General features: G+C 61.9%; 21 protein-coding genes and 1 riboswitch. Of the genes, 6 read left to right on the top strand and 15 right to left on the bottom strand.

Annotation, left to right across the window (positions count from 1 at the left end; all coding sequences use genetic code 11):
• Window positions 1-494 (top strand): hypothetical protein (locus MOV61_RS17250; RefSeq protein ID WP_247137454.1); only part of this gene is annotated, 494 nt, incomplete at its 5' end.
• A gap of 447 nt (window positions 495-941) precedes the next feature.
• Here MOV61_RS17250 and MOV61_RS17245 read toward each other — a convergent pair.
• The 4 genes from MOV61_RS17245 to MOV61_RS17230 are packed head-to-tail and all read right to left on the bottom strand — an operon-like array spanning window position 942 to window position 4,927.
• A complete protein-coding gene (locus MOV61_RS17245) occupies window positions 942-1,556 on the bottom strand; it encodes an ABC-type transport auxiliary lipoprotein family protein (protein WP_038542822.1) in 615 nt (204 codons plus the stop codon).
• A 37-nt stretch (window positions 1,557-1,593) separates the two neighbouring features.
• Window positions 1,594-2,964, bottom strand: a complete 1,371-nt coding sequence (locus MOV61_RS17240) for an MlaD family protein (RefSeq protein WP_247038336.1) — start codon at window positions 2,962-2,964, stop codon at window positions 1,594-1,596.
• A gap of 8 nt (window positions 2,965-2,972) precedes the next feature.
• On the bottom strand, window positions 2,973-3,818 hold the full coding sequence (locus tag MOV61_RS17235) for an ABC transporter ATP-binding protein (RefSeq protein ID WP_247137453.1): 846 nt from the start codon (window positions 3,816-3,818) through the stop codon (window positions 2,973-2,975).
• A complete protein-coding gene (locus tag MOV61_RS17230; protein ID WP_247137455.1) occupies window positions 3,818-4,927 on the bottom strand; it encodes an ABC transporter permease in 1,110 nt (369 codons plus the stop codon). The genes MOV61_RS17235 and MOV61_RS17230 overlap by 1 nt, the downstream gene beginning before the upstream one ends.
• Window positions 4,928-5,081: 154 nt before the next feature.
• On the opposite strand from MOV61_RS17230, the gene dgcA reads away from it, so the two are divergent.
• Window positions 5,082-6,065, top strand: coding sequence for an N-acetyl-D-Glu racemase DgcA (dgcA, locus tag MOV61_RS17225; protein WP_247137452.1), 984 nt, complete (start codon window positions 5,082-5,084; stop codon window positions 6,063-6,065).
• On the opposite strand, the gene MOV61_RS17220 is transcribed toward dgcA, so the two are convergent.
• From MOV61_RS17220 to MOV61_RS17200, 5 genes are all read right to left on the bottom strand, one after another.
• Window positions 6,035-7,264, bottom strand: coding sequence for an MFS transporter (locus MOV61_RS17220; RefSeq protein ID WP_408962394.1), 1,230 nt, complete (start codon window positions 7,262-7,264; stop codon window positions 6,035-6,037). The two genes, dgcA and MOV61_RS17220, sit on opposite strands and share 31 nt — an antisense overlap.
• Window positions 7,265-7,330: 66 nt before the next feature.
• Window positions 7,331-8,134 (bottom strand): UDP-2,3-diacylglucosamine diphosphatase, encoded by an 804-nt coding sequence (locus tag MOV61_RS17215; RefSeq protein WP_080719155.1) that lies wholly within the window; start codon window positions 8,132-8,134, stop codon window positions 7,331-7,333.
• 91 nt (window positions 8,135-8,225) lie between these two features.
• Complete coding sequence (locus MOV61_RS17210; protein ID WP_247137450.1) at window positions 8,226-8,993, bottom strand: glycerophosphodiester phosphodiesterase family protein; 768 nt, start codon at window positions 8,991-8,993, stop codon at window positions 8,226-8,228.
• Between the two features lie 8 nt (window positions 8,994-9,001).
• Window positions 9,002-9,829 carry a carbohydrate ABC transporter permease gene (locus tag MOV61_RS17205; RefSeq protein WP_247137449.1) on the bottom strand — a complete coding sequence of 276 codons (828 nt, stop codon included), beginning with the start codon at window positions 9,827-9,829 and terminating at the stop codon, window positions 9,002-9,004.
• Entirely contained in the window at window positions 9,816-10,685 is an 870-nt protein-coding gene (locus MOV61_RS17200) for a carbohydrate ABC transporter permease (RefSeq protein WP_038542808.1), read from the bottom strand. Before MOV61_RS17200 ends, MOV61_RS17205 begins: the two co-directional genes overlap by 14 nt.
• A 181-nt stretch (window positions 10,686-10,866) precedes the next feature.
• Here MOV61_RS17200 and MOV61_RS17195 point away from each other — a divergent pair, with 181 nt between their 5' ends.
• The 3 genes from MOV61_RS17195 (at window position 10,867) to MOV61_RS17185 (ending at window position 15,457) form a co-directional block, all read left to right on the top strand.
• Complete coding sequence (locus MOV61_RS17195; protein ID WP_247137448.1) at window positions 10,867-12,126, top strand: ABC transporter substrate-binding protein; 1,260 nt, start codon at window positions 10,867-10,869, stop codon at window positions 12,124-12,126.
• 178 nt (window positions 12,127-12,304) lie between these two features.
• A complete protein-coding gene (locus MOV61_RS17190) occupies window positions 12,305-14,611 on the top strand; it encodes an NADP-dependent malic enzyme (protein ID WP_408962393.1) in 2,307 nt (768 codons plus the stop codon).
• 144 nt (window positions 14,612-14,755) lie between these two features.
• Window positions 14,756-15,457 (top strand): hypothetical protein, encoded by a 702-nt coding sequence (locus tag MOV61_RS17185; RefSeq protein WP_247137446.1) that lies wholly within the window; start codon window positions 14,756-14,758, stop codon window positions 15,455-15,457.
• Here the strand turns inward: MOV61_RS17185 and bluB are convergent, their stop codons facing one another.
• The 5 genes from bluB to MOV61_RS17160 all read right to left on the bottom strand — a co-directional run bounded on the left by bluB (window position 15,458) and on the right by MOV61_RS17160 (window position 20,977).
• A complete protein-coding gene (gene bluB, locus MOV61_RS17180) occupies window positions 15,458-16,144 on the bottom strand; it encodes a 5,6-dimethylbenzimidazole synthase (protein WP_247137445.1) in 687 nt (228 codons plus the stop codon).
• Between the two features lie 93 nt (window positions 16,145-16,237).
• A riboswitch (cobalamin riboswitch) is annotated at window positions 16,238-16,427 on the bottom strand.
• Window positions 16,428-16,454: 27 nt separating this feature from the next.
• Window positions 16,455-17,291, bottom strand: coding sequence for a TolB family protein (locus MOV61_RS17175; protein WP_247137444.1), 837 nt, complete (start codon window positions 17,289-17,291; stop codon window positions 16,455-16,457).
• A gap of 9 nt (window positions 17,292-17,300) precedes the next feature.
• On the bottom strand, window positions 17,301-18,974 hold the full coding sequence (locus MOV61_RS17170) for an NAD+ synthase (RefSeq protein WP_247137443.1): 1,674 nt from the start codon (window positions 18,972-18,974) through the stop codon (window positions 17,301-17,303).
• A 60-nt stretch (window positions 18,975-19,034) separates the two neighbouring features.
• Window positions 19,035-19,445: a GFA family protein gene (locus MOV61_RS17165; protein WP_247137442.1), complete on the bottom strand. Its 411-nt coding sequence runs from the start codon at window positions 19,443-19,445 to the stop codon at window positions 19,035-19,037.
• A 158-nt stretch (window positions 19,446-19,603) separates the two neighbouring features.
• Window positions 19,604-20,977 (bottom strand): class II 3-deoxy-7-phosphoheptulonate synthase, encoded by a 1,374-nt coding sequence (locus MOV61_RS17160; protein WP_247038314.1) that lies wholly within the window; start codon window positions 20,975-20,977, stop codon window positions 19,604-19,606.
• Window positions 20,978-21,238: 261 nt separating this feature from the next.
• Between MOV61_RS17160 and MOV61_RS17155 the strand changes: the two genes are divergently transcribed.
• Window positions 21,239-22,579, top strand: coding sequence for a TadE/TadG family type IV pilus assembly protein (locus MOV61_RS17155; protein WP_247137441.1), 1,341 nt, complete (start codon window positions 21,239-21,241; stop codon window positions 22,577-22,579).
• A gap of 24 nt (window positions 22,580-22,603) precedes the next feature.
• On the opposite strand, the gene gor is transcribed toward MOV61_RS17155, so the two are convergent.
• On the bottom strand, window positions 22,604-23,992 hold the full coding sequence (gene gor / locus MOV61_RS17150; protein WP_247137440.1) for a glutathione-disulfide reductase: 1,389 nt from the start codon (window positions 23,990-23,992) through the stop codon (window positions 22,604-22,606).
• Window positions 23,993-24,197: the final 205 nt, after the last annotated feature.

Genomic DNA, 24,197 nt, shown 5'->3' with positions numbered 1-24,197 from the left:
GCTGGATCAGCGATCTGCTGCGCGGCGCATCGCGTGACGAGTTCACTGAGACGCCTGCCGCTGCACCGCGTCAGCAACAGCCTCCGGCACAGCGTGCGGCCGAGCCGGCCCCCGCTCCGCGCGGCAACGGCGACAACCGCAATCCCCGCCATATGGTGGAATCGCTGAACTCGCTGTCGGTGGATATCGCCCGCGCCATCGATCATGACGCATCGGTCGACCTGTGGCGGCGTTACCAGCGCGGCGAACGCGACGTCTTCACCCGTCGCCTCTACACGCTGAAGGGTCAGCAGACCTTCGACGAGATCAAGCGCAAGTACGACCGCGAACCGGAATTCCGCACCGCCGTCGACCGCTACATCGCCGATTTCGAAAAGCTGCTCGCCGACGTCGCCCGCACCGACCGCGACAAGACGGTAACCCAGAGCTACCTCACCTCGGATACGGGCAAGGTCTACACGATGCTGGCCCACGCCGCCGGTCGGTTCAACTAAGAGCTGGATCGGAACAACCGATACTTAAAAAGCCGCCTTTCGGGGCGGCTTTTTTTGTCGGTTATTCGATACAGGTCCGGGAATTTGAGGGGCCGGTTGGGAGGGGTAGCGTCTCCAAGAACCGGAAGAGCTATCGTTCCGGACAGGGTCTAGGTAGCCGGTCCATCGCGGTGAACGATGTGCTTCGTCTCTTCCGGAATCGTTTTGAGAAGGCTACGGCCAGGCCGAGGCTCCAGGTCGAACGCATTCAAGTTATCAAGCGTTGGCAGCACCCACCGAAACTCCAGATCGGTTTCACCGTCACGACTGCGATGGATGCTCTCATGTTCGTCGAAAGCGAGGGGTCGTGACAGTTCAGCTTCGAAGCAAAAGCCCCAATGGGCATCAGCAGCGATCTGATTGGATACGAACGATTTTACCCGCCGGAACCGACAGGTCCTGCGAGCATCACATCGATTTCAGCGACCAGTCGACGATCTCAGCGCCGACCTTGGCGAAGGCGCGGTCGAGCGCCTCGATGAAGTTGCGGTTCTCGGCACCCGAGACCGGGGCGGTCGCCTTGAACACGCTCTGGGCGCGCACCGTGCCGTTGCGGTCGTTGAGGATTTTGGCCGAGATTTCAACGTTGGCGAGACGGGGGCTGCCAGCCGTCACCTCGAAGGCGCGGATATCGGTGACGATCTGGTAATCGATCGCCAGGCCCTGCCCCGGCTTGCCGACGCCGCCGAGACGGCCGGAATTTTCGAAGGCTTCGACGAGCTTCGACTGGACGAGCGCCGGCAGACGGTCACCCCAGCGGGAGTCGGCCAGATACTGGATTTCGGAAGCTGAAACGCGCACAACAACCTGTTCGCTATTCAAGAGCTTGAGCGCTGTCGGTTCGGGCACCAGGATCTGCCGGTTGCGGGCGGATGGGCCCTGGCCCGAGGGGGTGATCGACAGGTCGAACGTGTCGTTGTTGGCCTTGCTGCCGCAACCAGCCAACAGTGCCGCGACAAGCGGCAGCGCAAGCAGAACCGGGGCACGGGCCGCGCGTCGCATCAGAACCTCCGAACCGGTCATCAAAACCCCACTCTTTCCAACACTGAAAATGCCCCGCCTACCGCCGCGTTCTGCCGTCATACTGCTTCACCGTCTCGCCGCCAAAGATCAGCCGCTGCGGGTTCTGGTCGAAATTGTTGATCGTCTGGTCAAGCGACTGCACCGTGCGGCGCGCGTCGTTAACCAGCGTCTGGATGTCCCGCAGGCCGCCCGCCGAAAAACGCGACAGGTTGTCGGCGATCGGGCCGACTCGGCCATTGATATTGTCGGCCATGGTGCGGAAGGATTCGAGCGTCTTGCGCGCCTCGGCAAACAGGCCTTGCGAGTCGTCGCTCGACACAAGCCCGTCCACCTTGGCAAGGATACCGTCGACGCGGCTCGAAGCGTCGTTGAGCTTCTTTGCCAGATCGGTGAAATCGCCGATCGCGCGGTCGATATCGTCCTTCCGGTGGGCGAAATTGTCGACAACGCCGCGGGCCGAGCCGATGGTCTGGCGGGCATCCTCGGAAGCGGCGGTGATATTGCGGATCGTGGTGGCGACCTGATCGGTATTGACGGCACCCAGCACGCCATCGGCACGTTTCAGAAGGGCCTGGGCGTCCGAACCCGCCTTTTCGAAGTTGGCGGCAGCGTTCCTGACATTGGTTACCAGGTCGTCGAACTTATCCGAGGCGGTGGCGATGTTGCGGGTGGCGCGCTCGGTATTGGAGACCACGGCATTGATCTTTTCCGCGTCAATCGCCTTCACCAGCCGTTCAGCTGCGATAAGGGTGGAGTTGAGCGTTCCGGAGACCCGGTCGATCGTCGCCGAGAGCGTCGAGAGGCTGTTCAGGAACTTGTCGATGCTGTCGGAATTCTGGGCAAGCGCCGACGTGAAAGTCTCGACGTTGCGGATGGTCTGGGTCAACGGACCCCGTGCGTCGGCGACAAACCCCTGGATGTCGCCGATCGCCTTGTCGGCGCGTTCGAGGATCTTGTCGGCGGTGGCGAGCAGGTTGGTGACGCTCGACTGTTCGGCGATCAGCACCGCAGGCCGGCCGTTCTCCATCGATTTCTGGAGGATGTTCTCCTCCCCCTTGGCGCCGCCGGAAAGCTCGATATAGGCCGCACCCGTCAGGCCCTGCACTTCGAGCGCCGCCTGGGTGGACTGATAGACCGGAGCATCGGCCCGCACTTCGGTGAACGCGATCGAATAACGCGGATCATCCGGATCGATGGTGAGGCTGCGAACCGAACCGACCGGAATGCCGTTGAACCGGACCGGAGAGCCGACGGACAAGCCGTTCGCCGATCCGGGGATGCGGATCGCCAGTTCGGCCGTCGGTCCGCCACGGCCCGATTGCGCCATCCAATAGACGAAGCCGAAAGCGGCAGCGATCACCAGCAAGGTGAAGAAACCGACAAGGGCGTAGTTGGCTCTGGTTTCCATAGATTACGTCACTCTTTTACTTCTGCCGCAGGCTGCTTTTCTTGGACCACGACTGATCGCGCCCGCTTGCCGCGGAAATAGGACTGTACCCATGGATCGTCACAGGCAAACATATCCTCAAGCGTACCCTCGACCAAGACCCGTTTCTCGCCAAGCACAGCAATTCTGTCGCAAACCGAGAACAGGCTGTCGAGGTCGTGTGTCACCATGTAGACCGTCAATCCCAGAGTATCGCGCAGCCTGGCGATCAAAGCATCGAAATCGGCAGCGCCGATCGGGTCGAGGCCGGACGTCGGCTCATCAAGGAAAACGAGGTCGGGATCGAGCGCCAGGGCACGTGCAAGCGCAGCGCGCTTGATCATGCCGCCCGACAGTTCGGATGGATATTTGTCTGCCGCATCAGGCGGCAGGCCGACCATCTCGATCTTCAGGTAGGCAAGTTCGTCCATCAGCGACTGCGGCAGATCGAGATATTCGCGCATCGGCAGCTGGATGTTTTCCTTCACCGTCAGGGCCGAGAACAGCGCTCCATGCTGGAAAAGCACGCCGAGCCGCGTATCGAGCGCCATGCGCTCGTCTTCCGAGACGGTGTCGTAATCGGCACCGAGAATGTGGATCGTGCCGGAACGGTGCGGCAGAAGACTGAGCACGGTTCGCATCAGCACCGATTTGCCGGTGCCGGATGCACCGACGAAACCCAGGATCTCGCCGCGGTAGATGTCGAGGTTCAGGTGGTCGAGCACCAGCTTATTGCCGAAGCCGACCGTCAGGTCGCGCACCGACAGCACCACCTGCCGGCCGTTCGACTTGTCCTTGATGGCGGTCTGCGGCGCCTCTTCCAAATCGTTCTCCATCAGAAGTCGATCGCGGAATAGAAAAGGGCGAACATCGCATCTATGAAGATGACGGCGAAGATCGACTTCACCACCGAGGTGGTGACGTGCTGGCCGAGCGATTCGGCGCTGCCGCCCACCTTCATGCCTTCGACGGCGGCAACGATGCCGATCGCCAGCGCCATGAACGGCGCCTTGATCATGCCCGAAGCGACGGAGGTATGGTCGATCGCCTCGTGAAGGCGCGACAGATAGGTATCGAAGGTAATGCCGGAATAGGCAAATGCGACGACGGCCGCCCCGAACAACGCCGAAAAATTGGCAAGGATCGTCAAGAGCGGCAGGGCCACCGTCAGCGCCACCAGGCGCGGGAAAATCAGCACGCCGACCGGATTGAGGCCGATCACCGTCAAGGCGTCGATCTCCTCGCGCATCTTCATCGAACCGATTTCGGCGGTGATCGCACTACCCGAACGGCCGGCGATCATGATCGCCGTCAGGAGCACGCCGATCTCGCGAAGCTGCAGGATACCAACCAGATCGACGACGAAGATTTCGGCGCCGAAGTAACGCAGCTGGAAGGCGCCCTGCTGGGCGATGATCGCGCCGATCAGGAAAGACATCAGCACGATGATCGGCACGGCGCGCACGCCCATGCGGTCGATATGGGTGACGACCGAGGCCGGCGAGACGCCGGCGCCGCGGCCGAATTTCATTTGCGCACCGCGGACCGCCGATCCCAGGATATGCATGGCCGCGTAGAAATCGCCGCCGAGCGAAACCATCACCTCGCCGACCGGCGCAAACAGCCGTTCGAACAGGTTTCCCTTGTTTGCGCCGTCTGCAGGCGGCGCGGGAGTATGTTCGGGCAGCACGTCGATCAGTTCGCGAATCGGGCCTTCGCCGCCGACCAGGGCCGGTTCCCCGCCCTGCCCGCCCTTGGCGGTCATCAGCCGGCGAATGAGCCAGGCACCGGCGGTATCGACGCCGGTTATGCCGGAAAGATCGATCTCCACCTTTCCGCGGTTCTTGGCATGCTCAAACCGCTCGAACTCCTTGAGCACAGGCGCAATCGTCGGGCCGCGCCATTCGCCGGCCAGCACGTACCGTTCACCGTCGCCGCCGGGCATATCTTCGGCCTTGATTTCGGCTGGCTGGGACGTCACGTGTTTCTTTCGCGCTTCAAGCTTGTCAGGAGTTTCAACACGATGCGGTTGATCGCACTTTCGAGACCGGCAATATAGCTGCGTCATAGGGATTTGCCACAACGGGACGCGTAAAACCATGAGCCGTCACCTCGAAGCCACAATAGAGACGTTTCCAATCTCCGGGTCGTTCACGATTTCCCGCGGCTCCAAGACCGAAGCGGAAGTCATCACCTGTGTCGTCAGTGAAAACGGCATTTCCGGCCGCGGCGAATGTGTGCCTTACAAGCGCTACGGCGAAAGCCTGGACGGTGTGATGGCGGAGATCGAAGCGATCGCCGATGCCATCCGCGCCGGCCTGACGCGCGAAGAATTGCAGAGGCGGATGAAGCCCGGAGCCGCGCGAAACGCCGTCGACTGCGCCCTTTGGGACCTCAAGGCGAAGCTCGGTGGACGGCGCGTTGCCGATATGATCGGCGCCACCAGCCGCAAACCCTTCGTCACGGCCTTCACTTTGTCGCTGGGCGAACCCGAGGCTATGGCAGCCGAGGCGGGCAGGAACGCGCAACGGCCGCTTCTCAAGGTCAAGCTCGGAACCGATAATGACGAAGCACGGCTGAGGGCCGTTCGCGACGCCGCGCCGGCAGCGCGAATCATCGTCGATGCCAACGAAGGCTGGACGGAGGAAAACCTCGCCCGCCATATGGCAATCGCCGCCGAAACGAATGTGTCGTTGATCGAACAGCCATTGCCGGCCGGGCAGGATGCGGCGCTTGGCCGTATCCGCCGCCTCGTTTCCGTCTGCGCCGATGAAAGCGTGCATGCCACCGAGGACCTGGAAAACCTTCGCGACCGCTACGACGTGGTCAACATCAAGCTCGACAAGACCGGCGGCCTTACCGAGGCACTGGCGATGAAGGCGGAAGCGCAGCGGCTTGGATTTGCCGTGATGATCGGGTGCATGGTCGGCTCCTCGCTTGCCATGGCGCCGGCCGTTTTGCTTGCCCAGGATGCGGACTACGCGGATCTCGACGGGCCGCTGCTGCTGGCTCGCGACCGGCCGGGCGGGCTACGCTACGAAGGCTCTCTCGTCTATCCGCCGGAAGCTGACCTCTGGGGCTGAAGTTTCGCTGCAAATGCAATGATCGACAGGCCGACAAGCGCCAGGACGGACATGGCAACATAGCTGGTCAGGCCGAACTGGCGGTAGAGCACGCCGGAAAGCACCGTCGACAGGCCCAGGAAGACGCCATTGTAGAACACATAGGCACCCTGCATCGAGGCCTCCTGATCCTCTCGCACCGCCTCGACCAACCGATGCTGGATGCCGATATGCACGAAGGCGAAGGTGAAGGCGTGGGTGGCCTGCAGCGCCAGATATCCCCAGAAATCGAGCGGCATCGGAAACAGGGTCCAGCGCAGCACCGCGACCGCACAGCCGATTCGCATCAGCGTCCACGGCGAAATCCTTCGCGCAATCCAGCCGGCGGCGAAAAAGACCAGGATTTCCGACACGACTGCAGCGCTCCAGAGCACGCCGATCGAGCCGCTTGAAAACCCGACCTGCTGCCAGTGAATCGTGCCGAACGTATAGAACATGCCATGCCCTGCCTGCGCCACCGACGCGCCGATCATCAGCACGTGCAGGTCGAGCCTTTTCAGCGAACTCGGCTGGGGCATCCTGTCGGGGTCCGGCCTGATAACCGCCCGGCCGAGCCTGGGCGCCGCGAACGCCACAGCGACGGTCAGCAGAAAGCCGACCGCTATCGCCGATGGAATGGCCTGCAAACCCAGGAAGCCGCGCATTTCGCCGACAAGAAGCGTCACGGCCACGAACCCGACGGACCCCCAGACGCGCATCGAGCCATATTGAAAGCCCCAGCGCCGGACACCGCTCACGGCAATCGATTCGACGATTGGCGCATAGGGTGCGAAGACCGCAGCCTGAATGGCGACGATGATCAAGACCGGCCAGAAGTCGCGGGTGAAGAACATGGCGAATGCCGTCAGCAGCGACAAGGCGCCGGACCAGGCAAGCATCAGGGTCCGTTCCGTCATACGGTCGGCAAGCAGTCCCGCCACCGGAGCGGCAGCCACGCGCAGGAAAAGCTGCGAGGCAAGCGCGATGCCGATTTCGAATTCGGTGAAGGCCAGCCCGTCGAGCCAGACGGGCAGATAGGGTAGAATCACGCCATTCACCCCGAGCGGCGCCCCATAGGCAATCGCACAGCGCAACTGGAAGAACCGGGGCGCTGTCTGCGCCGTATTTGAGGGAATCACGATTTCACGGGTGGGTTGCTGAAGTTTCAGCTTACCTAACACACACCCTCATGCCTGCCTATGGCAAGAAATGGCCCTCTGACCGGCCCGCCGTCTGTCGCGGGCCACTCAGGCGGCCCGCATGTCCCCGACGGATTGCGGCGCCGGCAAGGCCTTGATCTCGGCCGTCGCGACGATGTCCTGCCAGGAAATCATTTCCAGCGTGCCATCGAAATTCTCGGCGATCGCAGTGCAGCTTTCCACCCAGTCGCCGGTGTTGACGTAGTGGATGCCGTCGATGTCCTCCATCACGGCGTGATGGATATGGCCGCAGATGACGCCGTCGACGTTGTTGCGACGGGCTTCGTCGGCGACAACCCGCTGGAACTCGCCGATGAAATTGACGGCGTGCTTGACCTGCAGCTTGGCCCATGCGGAGAAGGACCAGTAGGGCATGCCGAGACGGCGGCGAATGGCGGCAAGCCCGATGTTGATGACGATCGCGGCATCATAGGCCCAGTCGCCGAGATAGGCGAGCAGGCGTGCATTGCGGACCACGACGTCGAATTCGTCGCCATGCAGGACAAGGTATTTCTTGCCGTCGGCCATTTCGTAGATTTCGCGCTCCGCGACTTCGATGCCGCCGAAATGCGTGCCCGGGAAGGAGCGCAGGAACTCGTCGTGGTTGCCGGGAATGTAGACGATGCGGGTGCCCTTGCGCGCCTTGCGCAGCAGTTTCTGGACCACGTCGTTGCAGCCCTGCGGCCAATACCAGTTGCGCTTCAGCCGCCAGCCGTCGACGATGTCGCCGACCAGGAAAATGGTATCCGCTTCATGATAGCGCAGGAAATCCAGGAGGAAGTCCGTTCGGGCGGCCTTGGAGCCCAGATGGACGTCCGAAATGAAGAGCGTTCTGAAATGCCTTGTATCCATCTCACCGGTCACGAAGTCGTCCTTTCGCTGCCGCTTCTGATGGCTTCAAAACCAGACTCGTGTTTCAGGATGATGACAGGATGCCGCATGACTACCTCATCTCCCGCTTGGCGCGGGTCGCAATCGCGATATCCGGGCGATCGGTGGTGAAGCTCGCGATACCGAGATCGAACATCCGCGTTGCCATTTCGATGTCGTGCGCGGCCCATCCGTGGATGATCACGCCGCGGTCGCTCAACGGGGCAATTGCGAGCGCGGAGATCATTTCGGCACGAATGCCGATCTCGAAAACTCCATAGGCGGCCAAGGCGGCGTCAACGCCGACCCAGCCCACCTGGCGGATGACTGCCGGCGAGCAGAGCCATACGAAGCCGAGAAGCTCCGAAACATTGTGGCCGGCCGCCTCAAGCGCCTTTCGGAAGGCGTCGAGCCGCTCCAGCGAGAAACTCGTCACCATGCAGCGGGAAAACATGCCGCTGGCGACCAGCCGCTCGACAATCGCCTCCTCCATGCCCTCGTAGGCGGTCCCATCCGGCCGTGTCTTGATCTCGAGGCGCAGGTCGACCGGCGACAGCGCGAAGATGTCGATCACCTCGTCGAGGGTCGGAATGGTTTCACCTGCCGCGCCGACGATGACGAATTTCGACAGTTGTTCGTAGGTGAGCCTGCCGATCTCGCCCTTGCCGTCGGTCATCCGGTCGATCGTTGCATCGTGGTGGACGACCAGAACCTTGTCGGCAGTGTGGTGGACGTCGAATTCGACGAGTTCAACCGGCAGCGCGGTGGTCTGGCGGAAGGCGAGCCTGGAATTTTCCGGCCATAAATGAGTGCCGCCGCGATGGGATGCGATCTTGGTCATTCGAAACCTCACTTGATGCCGCCGAGACCCGCGCCCTGCACCAGCTGGCGTTCGGCAAATAAGAAAAACACGATGCTCGGCAACAGGACTACGCAGCTCGCCGCAAGGATCAGGGGCCAGTCGGTAAACGGCTGTTCGCGCACCGACGCCTGCAGGTTGGCGAGCGCGATCTGCACGGTCTGCGTATCGCCGCGCAGCACGATCAGCGGCCAGAGATAGGAGTTCCACTGGGCGATGAAGGCAAACAGCGCCATCGAGGCGATCGCGGCCCAGCAGATTGGCACGATGACGTCGATCAGGATCTTGAAATGGCTGGCGCCGTCCAGGCGTGCCGCCTCCTCGTAGACCTTTGGCACGCCCATGAAATGCTGGCGCAGGAAGAAGGTCACGAAACCGGAGGCAAGCTGGGGCAGCACCGCCGCCCAGATGCTCGGCACCAGCTTCATCTTGGCCATCAGCAGGTAGTTGGGAATGATGCAGATCAGTTCCGGAATGGTAAGCGTGCCGAGCACCGCCCAGAACAGCATGTTGCGGCCACGGAACTCCATGCGGGCAAAGGCATAGGCCGCAAGGATCGAGGTGATCATCGTACCGACGGTGGTCGACAGCGCGATTATGATCGAATTCATGAAATAGGCGCCGAGCCCTGCCTCGGTGAACACCCGCAGATAATTGTCCGGATGCAGCGACCATTCGGCGACATTGGGATTGAGGAGGTCGGATGGTGCGAGCAGCGAGGCGCCGATGCCGATCAGGAAGGGGAAGACCACACCGAGGCCGAGCAGCGCCGCCCCCGCCCAGCCGAGGAAATGGAGGAGACGATCAGGAAAGGTCATAATTCACTTTGTCCCTGGCAAAGGCGAGCTTTGCGAGCGTGATGGCGACCAGCCCGAGGAACAGGAGCACGGCCAATGCCGATCCTGTCGAGATGTCGAACAGGGTAAAGCTCAAATAATAGAGGAAATTCATCAGAACGTCGGTGCCGTTGGCCGGCCCGCCGCGGGTGATGACGTTGACGAGCGTGAAGATCTGAAAACTGTCGATCACCGAGACCACGAGCAGGAACAGTGTGGTCGGCGCGACCAATGGAAAGGTGATGTCCCTGAAGCGGCGCCAGCGCCCTGCCCGGTCGATGCGCGCGGCTTCGTAATAGTCGTCAGGAATGGCATTGAGCCCGGCAATGAACAGCAGCGTATCGTAACCGAGCTGTTTCCAGATCGCCACGATGCCGACCGCGACCAGCGCCAGGTTGACGTCCTGCAGCCAAGGAACCTTGCCGATGCCGATGGCGCCGAGCGTCAGGTTGATGAACCCGATATCGGTGTTGAACATCCAGCTCCAGATCACCGAAATCGCCACGGAACTGGTGACATAGGGAAGGAAATAGACGCCCCGCAGCAGCCGTGCAAAAGCATGGCTTTCCCTCAGGAGATGGGCAAGCGCCAGCGCCAGGATCAGTCGCGGCGGCACGCTCACCAGCATCAGGAGAAAGGTCACCCAGAGGGAATGATGGAACTGGTCCGAGCCGAACAGCTCAAGATAGTTGTCGAAGCCCACATATCTGGAGCGGCCGTTGAGGATATTGGTCTGGTGGATGCTGAGCCAGGCGGAATAGACGATTGGCCAATAGATGAAGAGGCCGAGCAGCCCGACACAGGGCAGAAGATAGAGATAGGGCCTCAATATCCGCATCGCATTCCAACGTTTTCCCAAGGTCACGCTTTGACTTAGCGGGCCAGTGCGAAAGTCTCGTGACATTTTCCACTCCCCGCGTCATTCGCCTGTAACGTCCCCTTCCTACCCTTTCGCGATAGCGGTCTGGGCCGTCGAATCGGTATTTCAACCGCCGTTTCAACGAAAAGGAGAGAATGGGATGTTGAGGAAACTGCTTATCGCGGCCGCCGTCGCGGTGCTTGCGGGCCAGCCGGCGCTTGCCGCCCCCGTCGAAATCACCTTCTGGCATTCGCTCGCCAAAAAGGGCACGGACGCGGTCAACCAGATCGTCGACAAGTTCAACGCCTCGCAGAGCGAGTACAAGCTGAAGGCCGAATATACCGGAAATTACGACGACACGACCACCAAGCTGCAGGCCGCAATCCCGGCCGGCCAGGCGCCGGACCTCATGATGCTGGAAGTCACCCGCTACGGCCTGTTCGCCGATTCCGGCGTGCTCGAGCAGCTCGACCCCTACCTTCAGAAGGAAGGCGCCGAATTCCTTGACCAGTACCAGCCGTTCGCGCTCGAAGGCCCGAAATATCTCGGCAAATCCTATGTGCTGCCGTTCAACGTCTCGACGCCGGTCATGTACTACAACAAGGACGCCTTCCGCGCTGCAGGCCTCGACCCGAATGCACCGCCGAAGACGTGGGATGAATTGCGCCAGATGTCCGCCAAGCTCACGGTTCGCCAGGGCAATGACGTCAAGCAGTGGGGTGTCATCGGGCTCGGCCAGTTCGTGCGCTGGGCCTTCGTTGCACAGGCCGGCGGCGAATGGGTCAGCCCCAAGGACAATTCCGTTCTGATGGATAGCGCCGCCTCGATCGGCGCCTATACCTACATGGCCGACCTCATCCGCAAGGACAAGGTTTCGCCGGAAGCAGCGGCGATCAACGAAAGCCTCGGCAGCCAATATTTCACCAGCGGCCAGGCCGCGATCAATTTCGATTCGACCGGCGGTTTCGGCGCGCTCCGCGGTGCGGTGAAGTTCGATCTCGGCGTTGCCCCGCTGCCTTGCGGCGTCAAATGCGCTGCCCCGATCGGCGGTGCGACGATCGGCATCAACTCGGCCTCCGACGAAGCCCATCGCAAGGGCGCCTGGGCGTTCCTGAAATTCATCTCGCGCCCGGAAATCAATGCGATCACCTTCGTCGAGACCGGCTACCTGCCGATCATGAAGAAGACCGCCGACGTCGACATCGCCAAGAAAGCGATCGCTGAAGAGCCCGGTTATTCGGTTGCCATCAAGCAGCTCGACGTGGCCTTTGTCCGCTCGCGCCCGCCGGCAATGCCGGCGATCCGCGCCAAGGAACCATCGGTCTGGGAAGCGATCGTGCTCGGCAAGACGCCGGAAGCACAGGCTCTGAAGACCTTCGGCGCCGAAATGCGGATCATGCTGTCGAAAAGCGGCGGCTGATACGAAGAGCGTGACATAAGGGCCTTGACCCAGACGACGAAAAGCCCGGAGAGGCCAAGCGCCTCTCCGGGCTTTGTTTTATTCGGCGAGGCAAATATCTGGGATGGACCCCCGTTCGATTTGTTGTATTGAGGGACCCATTCCCGAGAAAGACGCCGAGGTCGCAATGACATCGAATATGCCCGTAACTTCCCCAGCCAATGCCGATCTCGACGAGCAGGCGCTGTTCTTCCACCGCTATCCGCGGCCCGGCAAGCTGGAGATCCAGGCGACCAAGCCGCTCGGCAACCAGCGCGACCTGGCGCTTGCCTATTCTCCGGGCGTTGCAGCCCCATGTCTGGCGATCCGCGACAACCCGGATTTGGCCGCGGACTATACCGCTCGCGCCAACCTCGTCGCCGTCGTCTCCAACGGTTCGGCCGTGCTTGGGCTCGGCAATATCGGCCCGCTGGCCTCCAAGCCGGTCATGGAAGGCAAGGCCGTCCTCTTCAAGAAATTCGCCGGCATCGACGTTTTCGACATCGAGATCGACGCGCCCGGCATCGAGGCGATGGTCTCGACGGTTTCGGCGCTGGAACCGACCTTCGGCGGCATCAACCTCGAAGACATCAAGTCTCCGGAATGTTTCGAAGTCGAACGCCGGCTGCGCGAAAAGATGAACATCCCGGTCTTCCACGACGACCAGCACGGCACGGCGATCATCGTCGCCGCCGCGGTCCTGAACGGGCTTGAGCTCGCCGGCAAGAACATCGCCGACGTGAAAATCGTCACCTCGGGCGCGGGTGCTGCGGCACTCGCCTGCCTGCACCTCCTCGTTTCGCTCGGCGCGAAGAAGGAGAATATCTGGGTCCACGACATTGAAGGCCTCGTCTATGACGGCCGCAATACGCTGATGGACGAGTGGAAGGAAATCTACACCCAGAAGTCGGACAAGCGTGTGCTTGCCGACAGCATCGGTGGCGCCGACGTGTTTCTCGGCCTGTCCGCAGCCGGTGTGCTGAAGCCCGAACTCCTGGCACAGATGGCGGAAAAGCCGCTGATCATGGCGCTTGCCAATCCGACGCCGGAAATCATGCCGGAGCTTGCCCGCGCCGCCCGTCCCGACGCGATGATCTGCACCGGCCGTTCGGACTTCCCGAACCAGGTCAACAACGTCCTGTGCTTCCCCTATATCTTCCGCGGCGCGCTCGATTGCGGCGCCCGGACGATCAACGAGGAAATGAAGATGGCGGCGGTCAAGGCCATCGCAGCACTTGCCCGCGAGGAAGTCTCCGACGTCGCGGCGCGCGCCTATTCCGGCGAGTCGCCGATTTTTGGCGCAGACTATCTGATCCCCTCGCCCTTCGATCCGCGCCTCATCCTGCGCATTGCGCCTGCGGTCGCAAAGGCAGCTGCCGAGACCGGCGTCGCATCGCGGCCTATCCATGATTTCGAGGCCTATCTCGACCAGCTGAACCGCTTCGTCTGGCGCTCCGGTTTCGTCATGAAGCCGATCTTCAGCGCCGCCAAGGTTTCCGAAAAGAACCGGGTGATCTTCTCCGAAGGCGAGGACGAACGGGTGCTGCGCGCAGCCCAGGTTCTGCTCGAGGAAAAGACCGCAACCCCGATCCTGATTGGCCGTCCTTCGGTCATCGAGGCGCGACTGGCGCGGTTCGGCATCCGTATCCGGCCGAATGTCGATTTCGCAGTGGTCAACCCGGAAGACGATCCGCGCTACCGGGACTATGTCGACGAATATTTCGCACTGGTCGGCCGCGAAGGCATCAATCCGGAAGCGGCGCGCACCATCGTGCGCACCAACAATACGGTAATCGGTGCGCTGGCGGTCAAGCGCGGCGATGCGGACGCGCTGATCTGCGGCGTCGAGGGCCGTTACGACAAGCATCTCGGCGACGTGAACCAGATCATCGGCAAGCGGCCGGGCGTCTGCGCCTTCTCGGGCCTCAGCCTGGTCATCTCCCAGCGCGGAGCGATGTTCTTCACCGACACGTTCGTCAACTACAACCCATCCGCGCAGGAGATCGCCGAGATCACCATTCTGGCGGCAGAGGAAATCCGCCGGTTCGGTATCGCTCCGAAGGCGGCGCTGATCTGCCACTCGAATTTCGGCTCGCGCGATTCGGAAAGCGCCCAGAAGATGCGGGCTGCCCTGAAGCTGGTGCGCCAGCGGGCGCCGGAACTGGAAGTGGACGGCGAAATGCAGGGTGGTTCGGCATTGTCGGAAACGCTGCGCAAGCGGGCCATGCCGGACAGTTCGCTAACCGGCGAAGCCAACCTGCTGGTTTTCCCGAACCTCGATGCGGCCAACATCTCGCTCGGTCTGGTCCGCAACCTCACGGATGCCTTGCATGTCGGCCCGATTCTTCTCGGGGCGGCCCAGCCGGCGCATATCCTGTCGTCCTCGGTCACGTCGCGCGGCGTGGTGAACATGGCGGCACTCGCCGTCGTGGAAGCATCGCAACCTAATCTGCAATTTCAATCCTGAGTTGTATAACTCTCTCGATGCGATGATTTGAGCCCCGTCCGGGGCTCAGCCGGCCCCTGGATAGATTTCACCGTGCGGTGATCGCGGCCTTATGAGATTATCAACCGGCACGTTCCATGATGGCATCTTCTACTAAAGGAGAGGATGCCGGAATTGCCGATACCGCTTCGCGGCCTGCTGACCATACCGCTCTTGTTTTTGCCTGCCGCAGCGCTGGCGGGAGACCCCGCCGTTTGCGCAGCGCTTTACCGGAAACTTGGAAACAGCCCGGAAATCATCGGCAACACGTCCGCGGCGCGCAGCTTTGCCCAGCAGCTCGGCGAATATAATGCCGACATCCGCGAACTGCGGGTCGACATGCGCCGCGCCGGCTGCGGCAACGGCAGCGTCGTGGTTCTCGGCGGCCCCAATGCCGAGGTCTGCGGCCAGATGCGGGATGCGCTGGGAAGAATGGAGCAGAGCCGCGATACGCTGATGGCGGAACGCAACGGTTCGCGGCAGATGATCCTGCCCTCGGAAGAGCGGAATGCCATTCTCGCCGCCATTCGCGAACAACGCTGCATCCCCTCTTTCGAGCCGTTGCCGCCTGTAGTCGACGATAAGCGAAAGGTGCCGGGCATCGAGCTTCCCAGGCAAGAGGAGCCTTATTCCGGAATTACCAATCTGCGCACCCACCCACCGCAAAAGCCGCAGGCGACCGCAGTCCCGCCGCCAGTGCTCACGCCACCGCCGGAGCGGCCATACGACCCAAGCAAAAAGGTGCGCACCGTGGGGCCGACCTTCCTGCCCGAAGCGGGTATCGATCTCACCAATCCGAAATCGGCAGGACCACAGCCGCAGCAATAATCAGCGGCTGTCCCATCGGTCCTGAAAGATCAGCGCGTCCAGGCCCAAGCGCTGGCGCCAGCCCTTGAGCGCCAGTTCGGGCTCGCCATAGAGCCGGTCGACATAACCGAGGCAGAGCCAGGCGACGATCTCGATGCGGTCGGGAATGCCGAGCAGCGCACGCACGTCCTCGTCGCGGAAAATGCTGACCCAGCCGACACCGACGCCCTCGGCCCTTGCCGCGAGCCAGAGGTTCTGCACGGCGCAGACGGTCGAATAGGCATCCATGCGCGGATTGTGGGTCCGGCCGAGCACGACCGGACCGGCGCGGTCCGGATCGCAGGTAACGCAGATCGACAGCGGCGCCTTGACGATGCCTTCGAGCTTGAGGCTGCGGTAAAGGTCGCGGCTTTCCTCGGCAAACATCTCCACGGCCTCGTCATTGGCTCGCGAGAAGGCGGCACGAGCCGCCTCGCGTACCGCCGGATCGCGGATGAGGATGAAATTCCAAGGCTGCATGAAGCCGACCGAGGGTGCCGAATGCGCGGCGCCGAGCAGCCGCATCACCAGGTCGTCCGGCAGCGGATCGGGCAGGAACTGGTCGCGCACGTCGCGGCGTGTCTCGATCGCCCGGTAGACGGCGGCGCGTTCGACCTTGGAAAACTCGCCGGCAGGCAGCAAGGCATGGGCGAAAGGATCAGTCTGCATCGTCAAGTCCCCAACAATGCCGTCGCTCCCTCGCCTTCCCGGCTTGAAGCCTTTGGGCAAAAAGAGGTCCGAAACCGTTCCGCCGTCCGCGCGGGCTGGTCTATCTCGTCAGGCCGGTCTTCTGACTTGGCTTCATCCGCCTGCACCGCCGCCTTCCCGGTTTCCCAGTGGCTTTCATATATTGCGGCCGAGCGTCCACCTCACAGCGTTGGGCACGTTCCGGTTCCACCCCGGATTCCCGATTCTCCGGCTTGTCGCCGGCACCTGACAGGATCGTTTATGCCCTCACGCTATCTTCGGCGCAAGGCGTTCATGCGACAGGGAAATAGCGCACATAGGCAAACTCATCGCCATCAGGCGACCAGTTCGGCGAATTCATCGTGCCTTGCCCGCCGAAGAGCTCGAACACCGTTTCGACATTGCCGCCGTCCATGTCCATCAGCCTGACGCGGACGTCGAGATCGCGCGGGTGGTCGAAGACATCGGCGTCGTAGGAGATGAAGACGATCTTGTCACCCTTCGGTGATGGATGTGGAAACCAGTCACCGTAACCGCCGTCGGTGATCCGCTCCGCGACGCCGCCGGCGGCCGGAACGCGCCAGATTTGCATCAGCCCGGTGCGGCTGGAATTAAAATAGATCCATTTTCCATCCGGCGAATAATCCGGCCCGTCATTGCGGCCCTCGCCGAGCGTCAGCCGCGTCTCTGCGCCACCTTCGATGCCGATCGTATAGATGTCGAACTCGTCGCCGCGGATGCCGCAATAGGCGAAGTTTTTTCCGTCCGGCGACCAGCCATGCCAATAGGACGGCAGGTTCCGGGTTACCAGCCGCGGCACGCCGCCACCGGCGGGAAGGACATAGATCGCCGACTTGCCTAACTCTACCTTGTCGGAAATGGCGATCAGTAAACCGTCCGGCGAAATGCCGTGGTCGTTGTTGCATTGGCGGGCAAAGCCGGTATCGACCGGTTCAGGCCCGTCATCACCCTCCGGTGACAGACGATAGATCAGGCCCTCGCTGTTGAGCATCAGGTAGCGCCCGTCCGGCGACCAGTTGGGCGCCTCGAACAGGGCTTCCGTCTGCCAGACCACCCGCATCGCCCTCGTCCGGATATTGAAGATCTCGACGGAGCTGCGCGGGGCCATGATCCTCTCCTATCGATCGCGGAAACGGTTGGTGATCGGATAACGCCGGTCGCGGCCAAAATTCTTCTTGGTGATCTTGACGCCCGGCGCCGATTGGCGCCGCTTGTATTCGGCGAGATAGAGCAGGTGTTCGATCCGGTGAACAGTCGCGATGTCGTGGCCGCGGGCGACGATCTCCTCGGTGCCCATTTCCAGTTCGACGAGGCATTCGAGAATGTCGTCGAGCACCGGATAGGGCGGCAGCGAATCCTGGTCGGTCTGGTTGGGTCTGAGTTCCGCGGACGGCGCCTTGGAGATGATGTTCTTCGGGATCACCTCGCCGCTTGGGCCAAGAGCCGTCGGCGGCAGGTGTTCGTTGCGCCAGGCGGCCAGCGCGTAGACCTGCATCTTGTAGAGGTCCTTGATCGGATTGAAGCCGCCGTTCATGTCGCCGTAGAGCGTCGCGTAGCCGACCGACATTTCCGACTTGTTGCCGGTCGTCACCACCATCGAACCGAACTTGTTGGAGATCGCCATCAGGATCGTGCCGCGGGCGCGGCTCTGGAGGTTCTCTTCGGTAATCCCCTCGTCGGTTCCTTCGAACAGCTCGGCCAGCGCCGACGAAAAACCGTCCACCGGCTCGGCGATCTGCACGATATCGTAACGGCAGCCGAGCGCCCTGGCGCAATCGGCTGCATCCTTCAACGAGTCCTCCGACGTATAGCGATAGGGCAACATCACCGTGCGCACCCTCTCCTCGCCAAGCGCATCGACAGCGATTGCCGCGCAGATGGCACTGTCGATGCCGCCGGACAGGCCGAGAACGACCGACTTGAAGCCGTTCTTGTTGACGTAGTCGCGGAAGCCCAGAAGGCAGGCACGGTAATCCGCCTCCTCCTTTTCCGGAATGCGGGCCATCGGTCCGCGGGCGCAATGCCAGGTCTCGCCAATCCGTCTCCATTCGGTGACGGCGACGGCCGCCTCGAACTGGCTCATCTGGAAGGCGAGCGACTTGTCGGTGTTGAAGGCGAAGCTTGCGCCGTCGAAGACCAGTTCGTCCTGACCGCCGAGCTGGGCCGCGTAGATCATCGGCAGGCCGGTCTCGATCACCTGCTTCAGAACGACCTGATGGCGAATATCCACCTTGCCGCGAAAATAGGGCGAACCGTTCGGTACGAGCAGGATTTCCGCCCCGCTTTCCGAGAGCGTCTCGCAGATGCCGAGATCGCCCCAGATATCCTCGCAGATCGGAATGCCGAGCCGCACGCCGCGGAAATTGACGGGGCCCGGCATGTCACCGGCGATGAAGACGCGCTTCTCGTCGAATTCGCCGTAATTCGGCAGGTCAATCTTGTCGCGCACGGCGATCACCTTGCCGCCGTCGAGCACGGCGATCGAATTGTGCCGGCCTTCCTTTCCCTGACGTGGGAAGCCGATGATGACGCCGGGGCCGCCGTCTGCCGTATCGGCGGCAAGCTCCTCCACCGCCTTCAGGCAGGCGTTGAGGAAAGCCGGTTTCAGGACGAGGTCCTCCGGCGGATAACCGGACAGGAAGAGCTCGGTGAAGAGGATGAGATCCGCCTCCTCGCGGGCGGCATCTCTTCGGGCTTCTCGGGCCAGCGCCAGATTGCCGGCAATATCGCCGACTGTCGGGTTGAGCTGGGCAACGGCGATACGAAATGTCTGGCTGATATCCTGGGTCATGGTACCGATTTAATGTCCGCAGCAGACGGCGGCAACGTTGTTCCGAGAGTTTTTTATGGTTCAGGCAGATGCGGGACGATCGCCCGGATAATGAGGCACGCCGTCCTCCGGCAGTTCGTAGAAATCTCCCTTGTCGGCACAATAGATATGCTCGCCCATGACAAGTCCACTCGGCTGATCGAAAGCGCCCGCCAGGATCGAAATGCTTGCCGCGCCCTCCGCCTGCCAGAACAGCGCAGAGCCGCATTGCGAGCAGAAGCCGCGCCGCGCTTCATCGCTGGCGCGATACCAGCTCAGCGCCTCCTCGCCTTGGAGCGTCATGTTTTCGGCACGAACGCTGGTCGCCGCATAATAAAGCCCGGTCTGGCGGCGGCATTGCGAGCAATGGCAGGCCGTGACTGTCCGCAGCGGACCTACCGTCTCAAACCGGATCGCACCGCACAGGCAACGACCGCTGTTCTTCTGCTGCATGCACCATCCTCGACGAAGCGACGGCCCAGTGTCGCGGGCGTGGGCCGCGAGGTCAAATCTATTCCGCTGATGATGATCATCAACGGAAGCTATATCAAGATACGGAAAGGCCGGCGTCGCCGGCCTTCTTCGATTTTTCAACGATCATGCGCGGCGGTTCAGCCGTTGACGACCATCCGCTTTTCGTCGCGGCCGCTCTTCATCCGCTCGGCGAGCAGGAAGGCCAGTTCCAGTGCCTGGTCAGCGTTGAGGCGCGGGTCGCAATGGGTGTGGTAACGGTCCTGCAGGTCGCTCGCCGTCACCGCGCGCGCGCCGCCGGTGCATTCGGTGACGTCCTTGCCGGTCATCTCGATATGGATGCCGCCTGGATGGGTGCCTTCCGCACGATGGATCTGGAAGAAGCTTTCGACTTCCGACAGGATCCGGTCGAAGGGCCGGGTCTTGTAGCTGTTGAGCGTGATCGTGTTGCCGTGCATCGGATCGCAGGACCAGACGACTTTCTTTCCTTCCCGCTCGACGGCGCGGATCAACTTCGGCAGCGAGTCAGCGACCTTGTCGTAACCGAAACGGCAGATCAGCGTCAGACGACCGGCTTCGTTCGTCGGGTTGAGCGCGTCGATCAGTTCGATCAGGTTGTCGGCCTGCAGCGACGGGCCGCATTTGAGGCCGATCGGGTTCTTGATGCCGCGGAAATATTCGACATGCGCGTGGTCGAGCTGGCGGGTACGGTCACCGATCCACAGCATGTGGCCGGACGTCGCGTACCAGTCGCCCGAGGTGGAGTCGACGCGGGTGAAAGCCTCTTCGTAGCCGAGCAGCAGCGCTTCATGGCTGGTGAAGAAATCCGTCTCGCGCAGGCTCGGCTGGTTTTCCGCAGTGATGCCGATCGCCTTCATGAAATCCATGGTTTCGCTGATGCGGTCGGCGAGCTTGCGGTAACGTTCGCCCTGAGGACTATCCTTGACGAAACCGAGCATCCACTTGTGGACGTTTTCGAGATTGGCATAACCGCCCATCGCGAAGGCGCGCAGCAAGTTGAGCGTCGCGGCCGACTGGCGGTAGGCCATCATCTGGCGTTCCGGATCGGGAATGCGCGACTCCGGCGAGAATTCGATGCCGTTGATGATATCGCCGCGGTAGGACGGCAGTTCGACGCCGCCTTGCATTTCGACATTGGACGAACGCGGCTTGGCGAACTGACCGGCGATGCGGCCGACCTTGACGACCGGAAGCTGAGCGCCATAGGTCAGCACGACCGCCATCTGCAGGAACGAACGGAAGAAATCGCGGATATTGTCGGCACCGTGTTCGACGAAGCTTTCGGCGCAGTCGCCGCCCTGAAGCAGGAATGCATTGCCTTCCGCGACACTGGCGAGCTGCTTCTTCAGGCGGCGGGCCTCACCGGCAAATACGAGCGGCGGAAAGGTGGCGAGCTGGGCTTCCGTCGCTGCCAGCGCGGCCTTGTCCGGGAATTCCGGGACCTGCTGGATCGGTTTCTGCCGCCAACTGCTCGGGGTCCAATTCTGTGCCATCTCGCTCACCTGTTTCAGCCTCGGCCATCCTCCGCCGGGCAAGTCTTTAAAATCGAGGCGGCTTATAAACCTTAACAGCCCCGTTGCATAGCCGTTTTGCCTGCTTTCACCGCCACTCGTCCGCGCCATATTCGGAGCAGCCGGTCGGATCGCATGCAGTATGAAATCAAGACATACGCGGGTTTTTAATATCGTTCTTAGCTACAACTTCACGAATTTGCGCAACGCTCCCGCCGAAAATTTCTTGCTGGGGAGCAGGCGATGCATCCGATGACACGTCTATGGAAAGATCGCCGCGGCAATTTCGGCGTCATGACCGCGTTGCTGCTGGTTCCGCTGATCGGAACTGCCGGTATGGCGCTTGATTTCGGCCACGCACTTACCATCAAGCAACAGCTCATCGGGGCAGCCGATGCGGCCGCTGTCGGCGCGGTCGCCGAAAAATCGAAAGCCGTCGCCCAGGCTATGCAGTTGCAGGGCGACGGAAGCGTGGCGCTCGATCCGGCCGAGGCCCGAAGCATCTTCCTCGGCCAGATGTCCGGTGAGCTTTCCACCCTGCCCGTCAGCGTCGATATCGCCCTGGTGAAGACTAACGGTATCCTGACCTCGCGCGTATCATTCAGCGCCACCTTGCCGACCACCTTCATGACAATCCTCGGCAAGGATGACATCACCGTTGCCGGCCAGGCCACCGCGCAATACCAGACGCCGTCGTTCATCGACTTCTACATGCTGCTCGACAACACGCCTTCGATGGGTGTCGGGGCGACGCCGGCAGACGTGACCAAGATGCAGTACGCCACGCGCCTGGGATCTGATGGCAAGGGCAAGGATGCGAACTGCGCCTTTGCCTGCCACATCGTCTCGGAGGACGGCGTCGAGGACCCAAACAGCTATTACAACGTCGCCAAGAACAACAACGTCACGACCCGCATCGACGTGGTAGCAGCCGCAACCAAGGCGCTGATGGCGAAAGCCACCGATACCCAGACGGTCGCGAACCAGTTCCGCATGGCCGCCTACACATTCGGCAAGACCGCCATGGATGCGAAGCTCTTCAAGGTCGCAAACCTCGACTACAATCTGGGCGAGGTCAGCAAGGCGACCAACCAGATCACTCTGATGAGCATTCCCTATCAGAACTACAACGATGACCAGCAGACGAGTTTCGACGACGCGCTGAAGGGTATCAACACTGAAATCAAGGATGTGCCCGGCAACGGGACCAGCAATATCGACAGGCAGAAGATCGTCTTCTTCGTCGCCGACGGCGTGGGCGACAGCTACAAGCCGAAGGGCTGCACCAGTCCAAAGGGCGCCAGGAACGGCACCCGCTGTATCGAGCCGATCGACATCACCGCCTGCGACGCGCTCAAGCTGCGCGGTGTCCGCATCGCAGTTCTCTACACGACATATCTGGAACTGCCCGAAAACGACTTCTACAAGGCTTGGGTCGCACCCTTCCAAGGCACGATCGCCGCCAAGATGGAGGAATGCGCCACGCCGGGCCTTTACTTCGAAGTCAGCCCTACCCAGGGCATCACCCAGGCCATGCAGACGCTTTTCCTGAAGATCGTCGCCACGCCGCGCATCACCAGCTGACGCGGCGCCGAAGCCGGGAGCGCGTCAGACGCGCTCGCCGTTCTTCACCCGGTAGCTCGGGTTGTACATGGTGACGAGTTCTTCCGAAGCCGTCGGATGCACCGCCATGGTGCGGTCGAAATCGTCCTTGGTAACGCCGGCCTTCAGCGAGATGCCGAGAAGCTGCGCCATCTCGCCGGCATCGTGGCCGAGGATGTGGGCGCCGACCACCTTGCGGCTTTGCGCATCGACGACCAGCTTCATGATCATCTTCTCAGCCCGTCCCGAAAGCGTCGCCTTCATCGGCCGGAACTCGGCGCGGTAGACTTCAAGCTCCGGATAACGCTTGGCGGCCTCCTCTTCCGACAGACCGACCGTGCCGATCTCCGGCTGCGAGAAAACGGCGGTGGCGATCAGGTCGTGGTCCGGAGCGGTCGGATTGCCCTTGTACTCCGTTTCGATGAAGCACATCGCCTCGTGGATCGCCACCGGCGTCAGCTGTACCCGGTCGGTGACATCACCGAGCGCATAGATATGTGGCACGCTGGTGCGGGAATATCTGTCGACGACAATGGCGCCACGCTCGTTCACCTCGACGCCCGCGGCTTCGAGGCCGAGCCCCGTCGTGTTCGGATCGCGGCCGAGCGCCAGCATGATGGTGTCGACGGCGATCGTCTCGCCGTTCATCGTCCTGGCGACAAGTCCACCGGCTGCCGCCTTGGTTACCTCCTCGATCACATCGGTCAGAACGATGCGGATACCCTTCTCGACCATCGCCTTGTGCAGGCCCTGGCGCATGTCGTGGTCGAAGCGCGAGAGGATTTCCTTGCCGCGATAGATCAGGGTCACGTCGACGCCGAGGCCGTGGAAGATGTTTGCGAATTCGACAGCGATATAGCCGCCGCCAGTGATCAGGATGGAGCGCGGCAGTTCCGGCAGATCAAAGGCTTCGTTGGACGAGATGCAGAGTTCGTGGCCGGGCAGCGCCGCATGCGGGTTGGGCGCCCCGCCGGTCGCGATGACGATCTTTTCGGCGGTCACCGTCTTGCCGGTCTTCACGAGCCGGATCGTGTGGGGGCCGACCAGTTCGGCGCGGGTTTCGAGGATTTCGGCGCCGTTGTTTTCCAGGCCCTTGCGATAGAGGCCTTCAAGGCGGGCGATCTCCCTGTCCTTGGCGGCGATCAGCTTCTTCCAGTCGAACGAACTCGCCCCGACCTCCCAGCCGTAGCCGACCGCATCCTCGAAATGCTCGTGATATTGCGAGGCATAGACGAAGAGCTTCTTGGGGACGCAGCCGCGGATGACGCAGGTGCCGCCGAAACGATATTCCTCGGCGATCGCCACCCGCTTGCCGAGCGATGCTGCCACGCGCCCGGCCCTCACGCCGCCCGATCCGCCGCCAATCACGAAGAGATCATAGTCATAGGCGGTCATGGTATTCTCCTTGAGAGCAGGCGGCGGGATGTCGCTCACATATAGGGACGGGAACCCCCAAAGGAAAAGCCCGGATTGCTCCGGGCTTCCATAAAATTCAGCGGGTCGAGGGATCGATCAGGGTTTAGGTGCAGGAGCCGGAGCCGGCTTGGCAGCCGGAGCAGCGGGCTTGGCCGGAGCGGTCGCGGCCGGAGCAGCGGGCTTG

The sequence above is a fragment of the Neorhizobium sp. BETTINA12A genome (assembly GCF_023006485.1).
In the GTDB taxonomy this organism is placed as follows: Bacteria; Pseudomonadota; Alphaproteobacteria; order Rhizobiales; family Rhizobiaceae; genus Neorhizobium.
The sequence above is the reverse complement of the archived record's forward strand: the minus strand, read 5'-3'. Positions and strand labels throughout refer to the sequence as shown.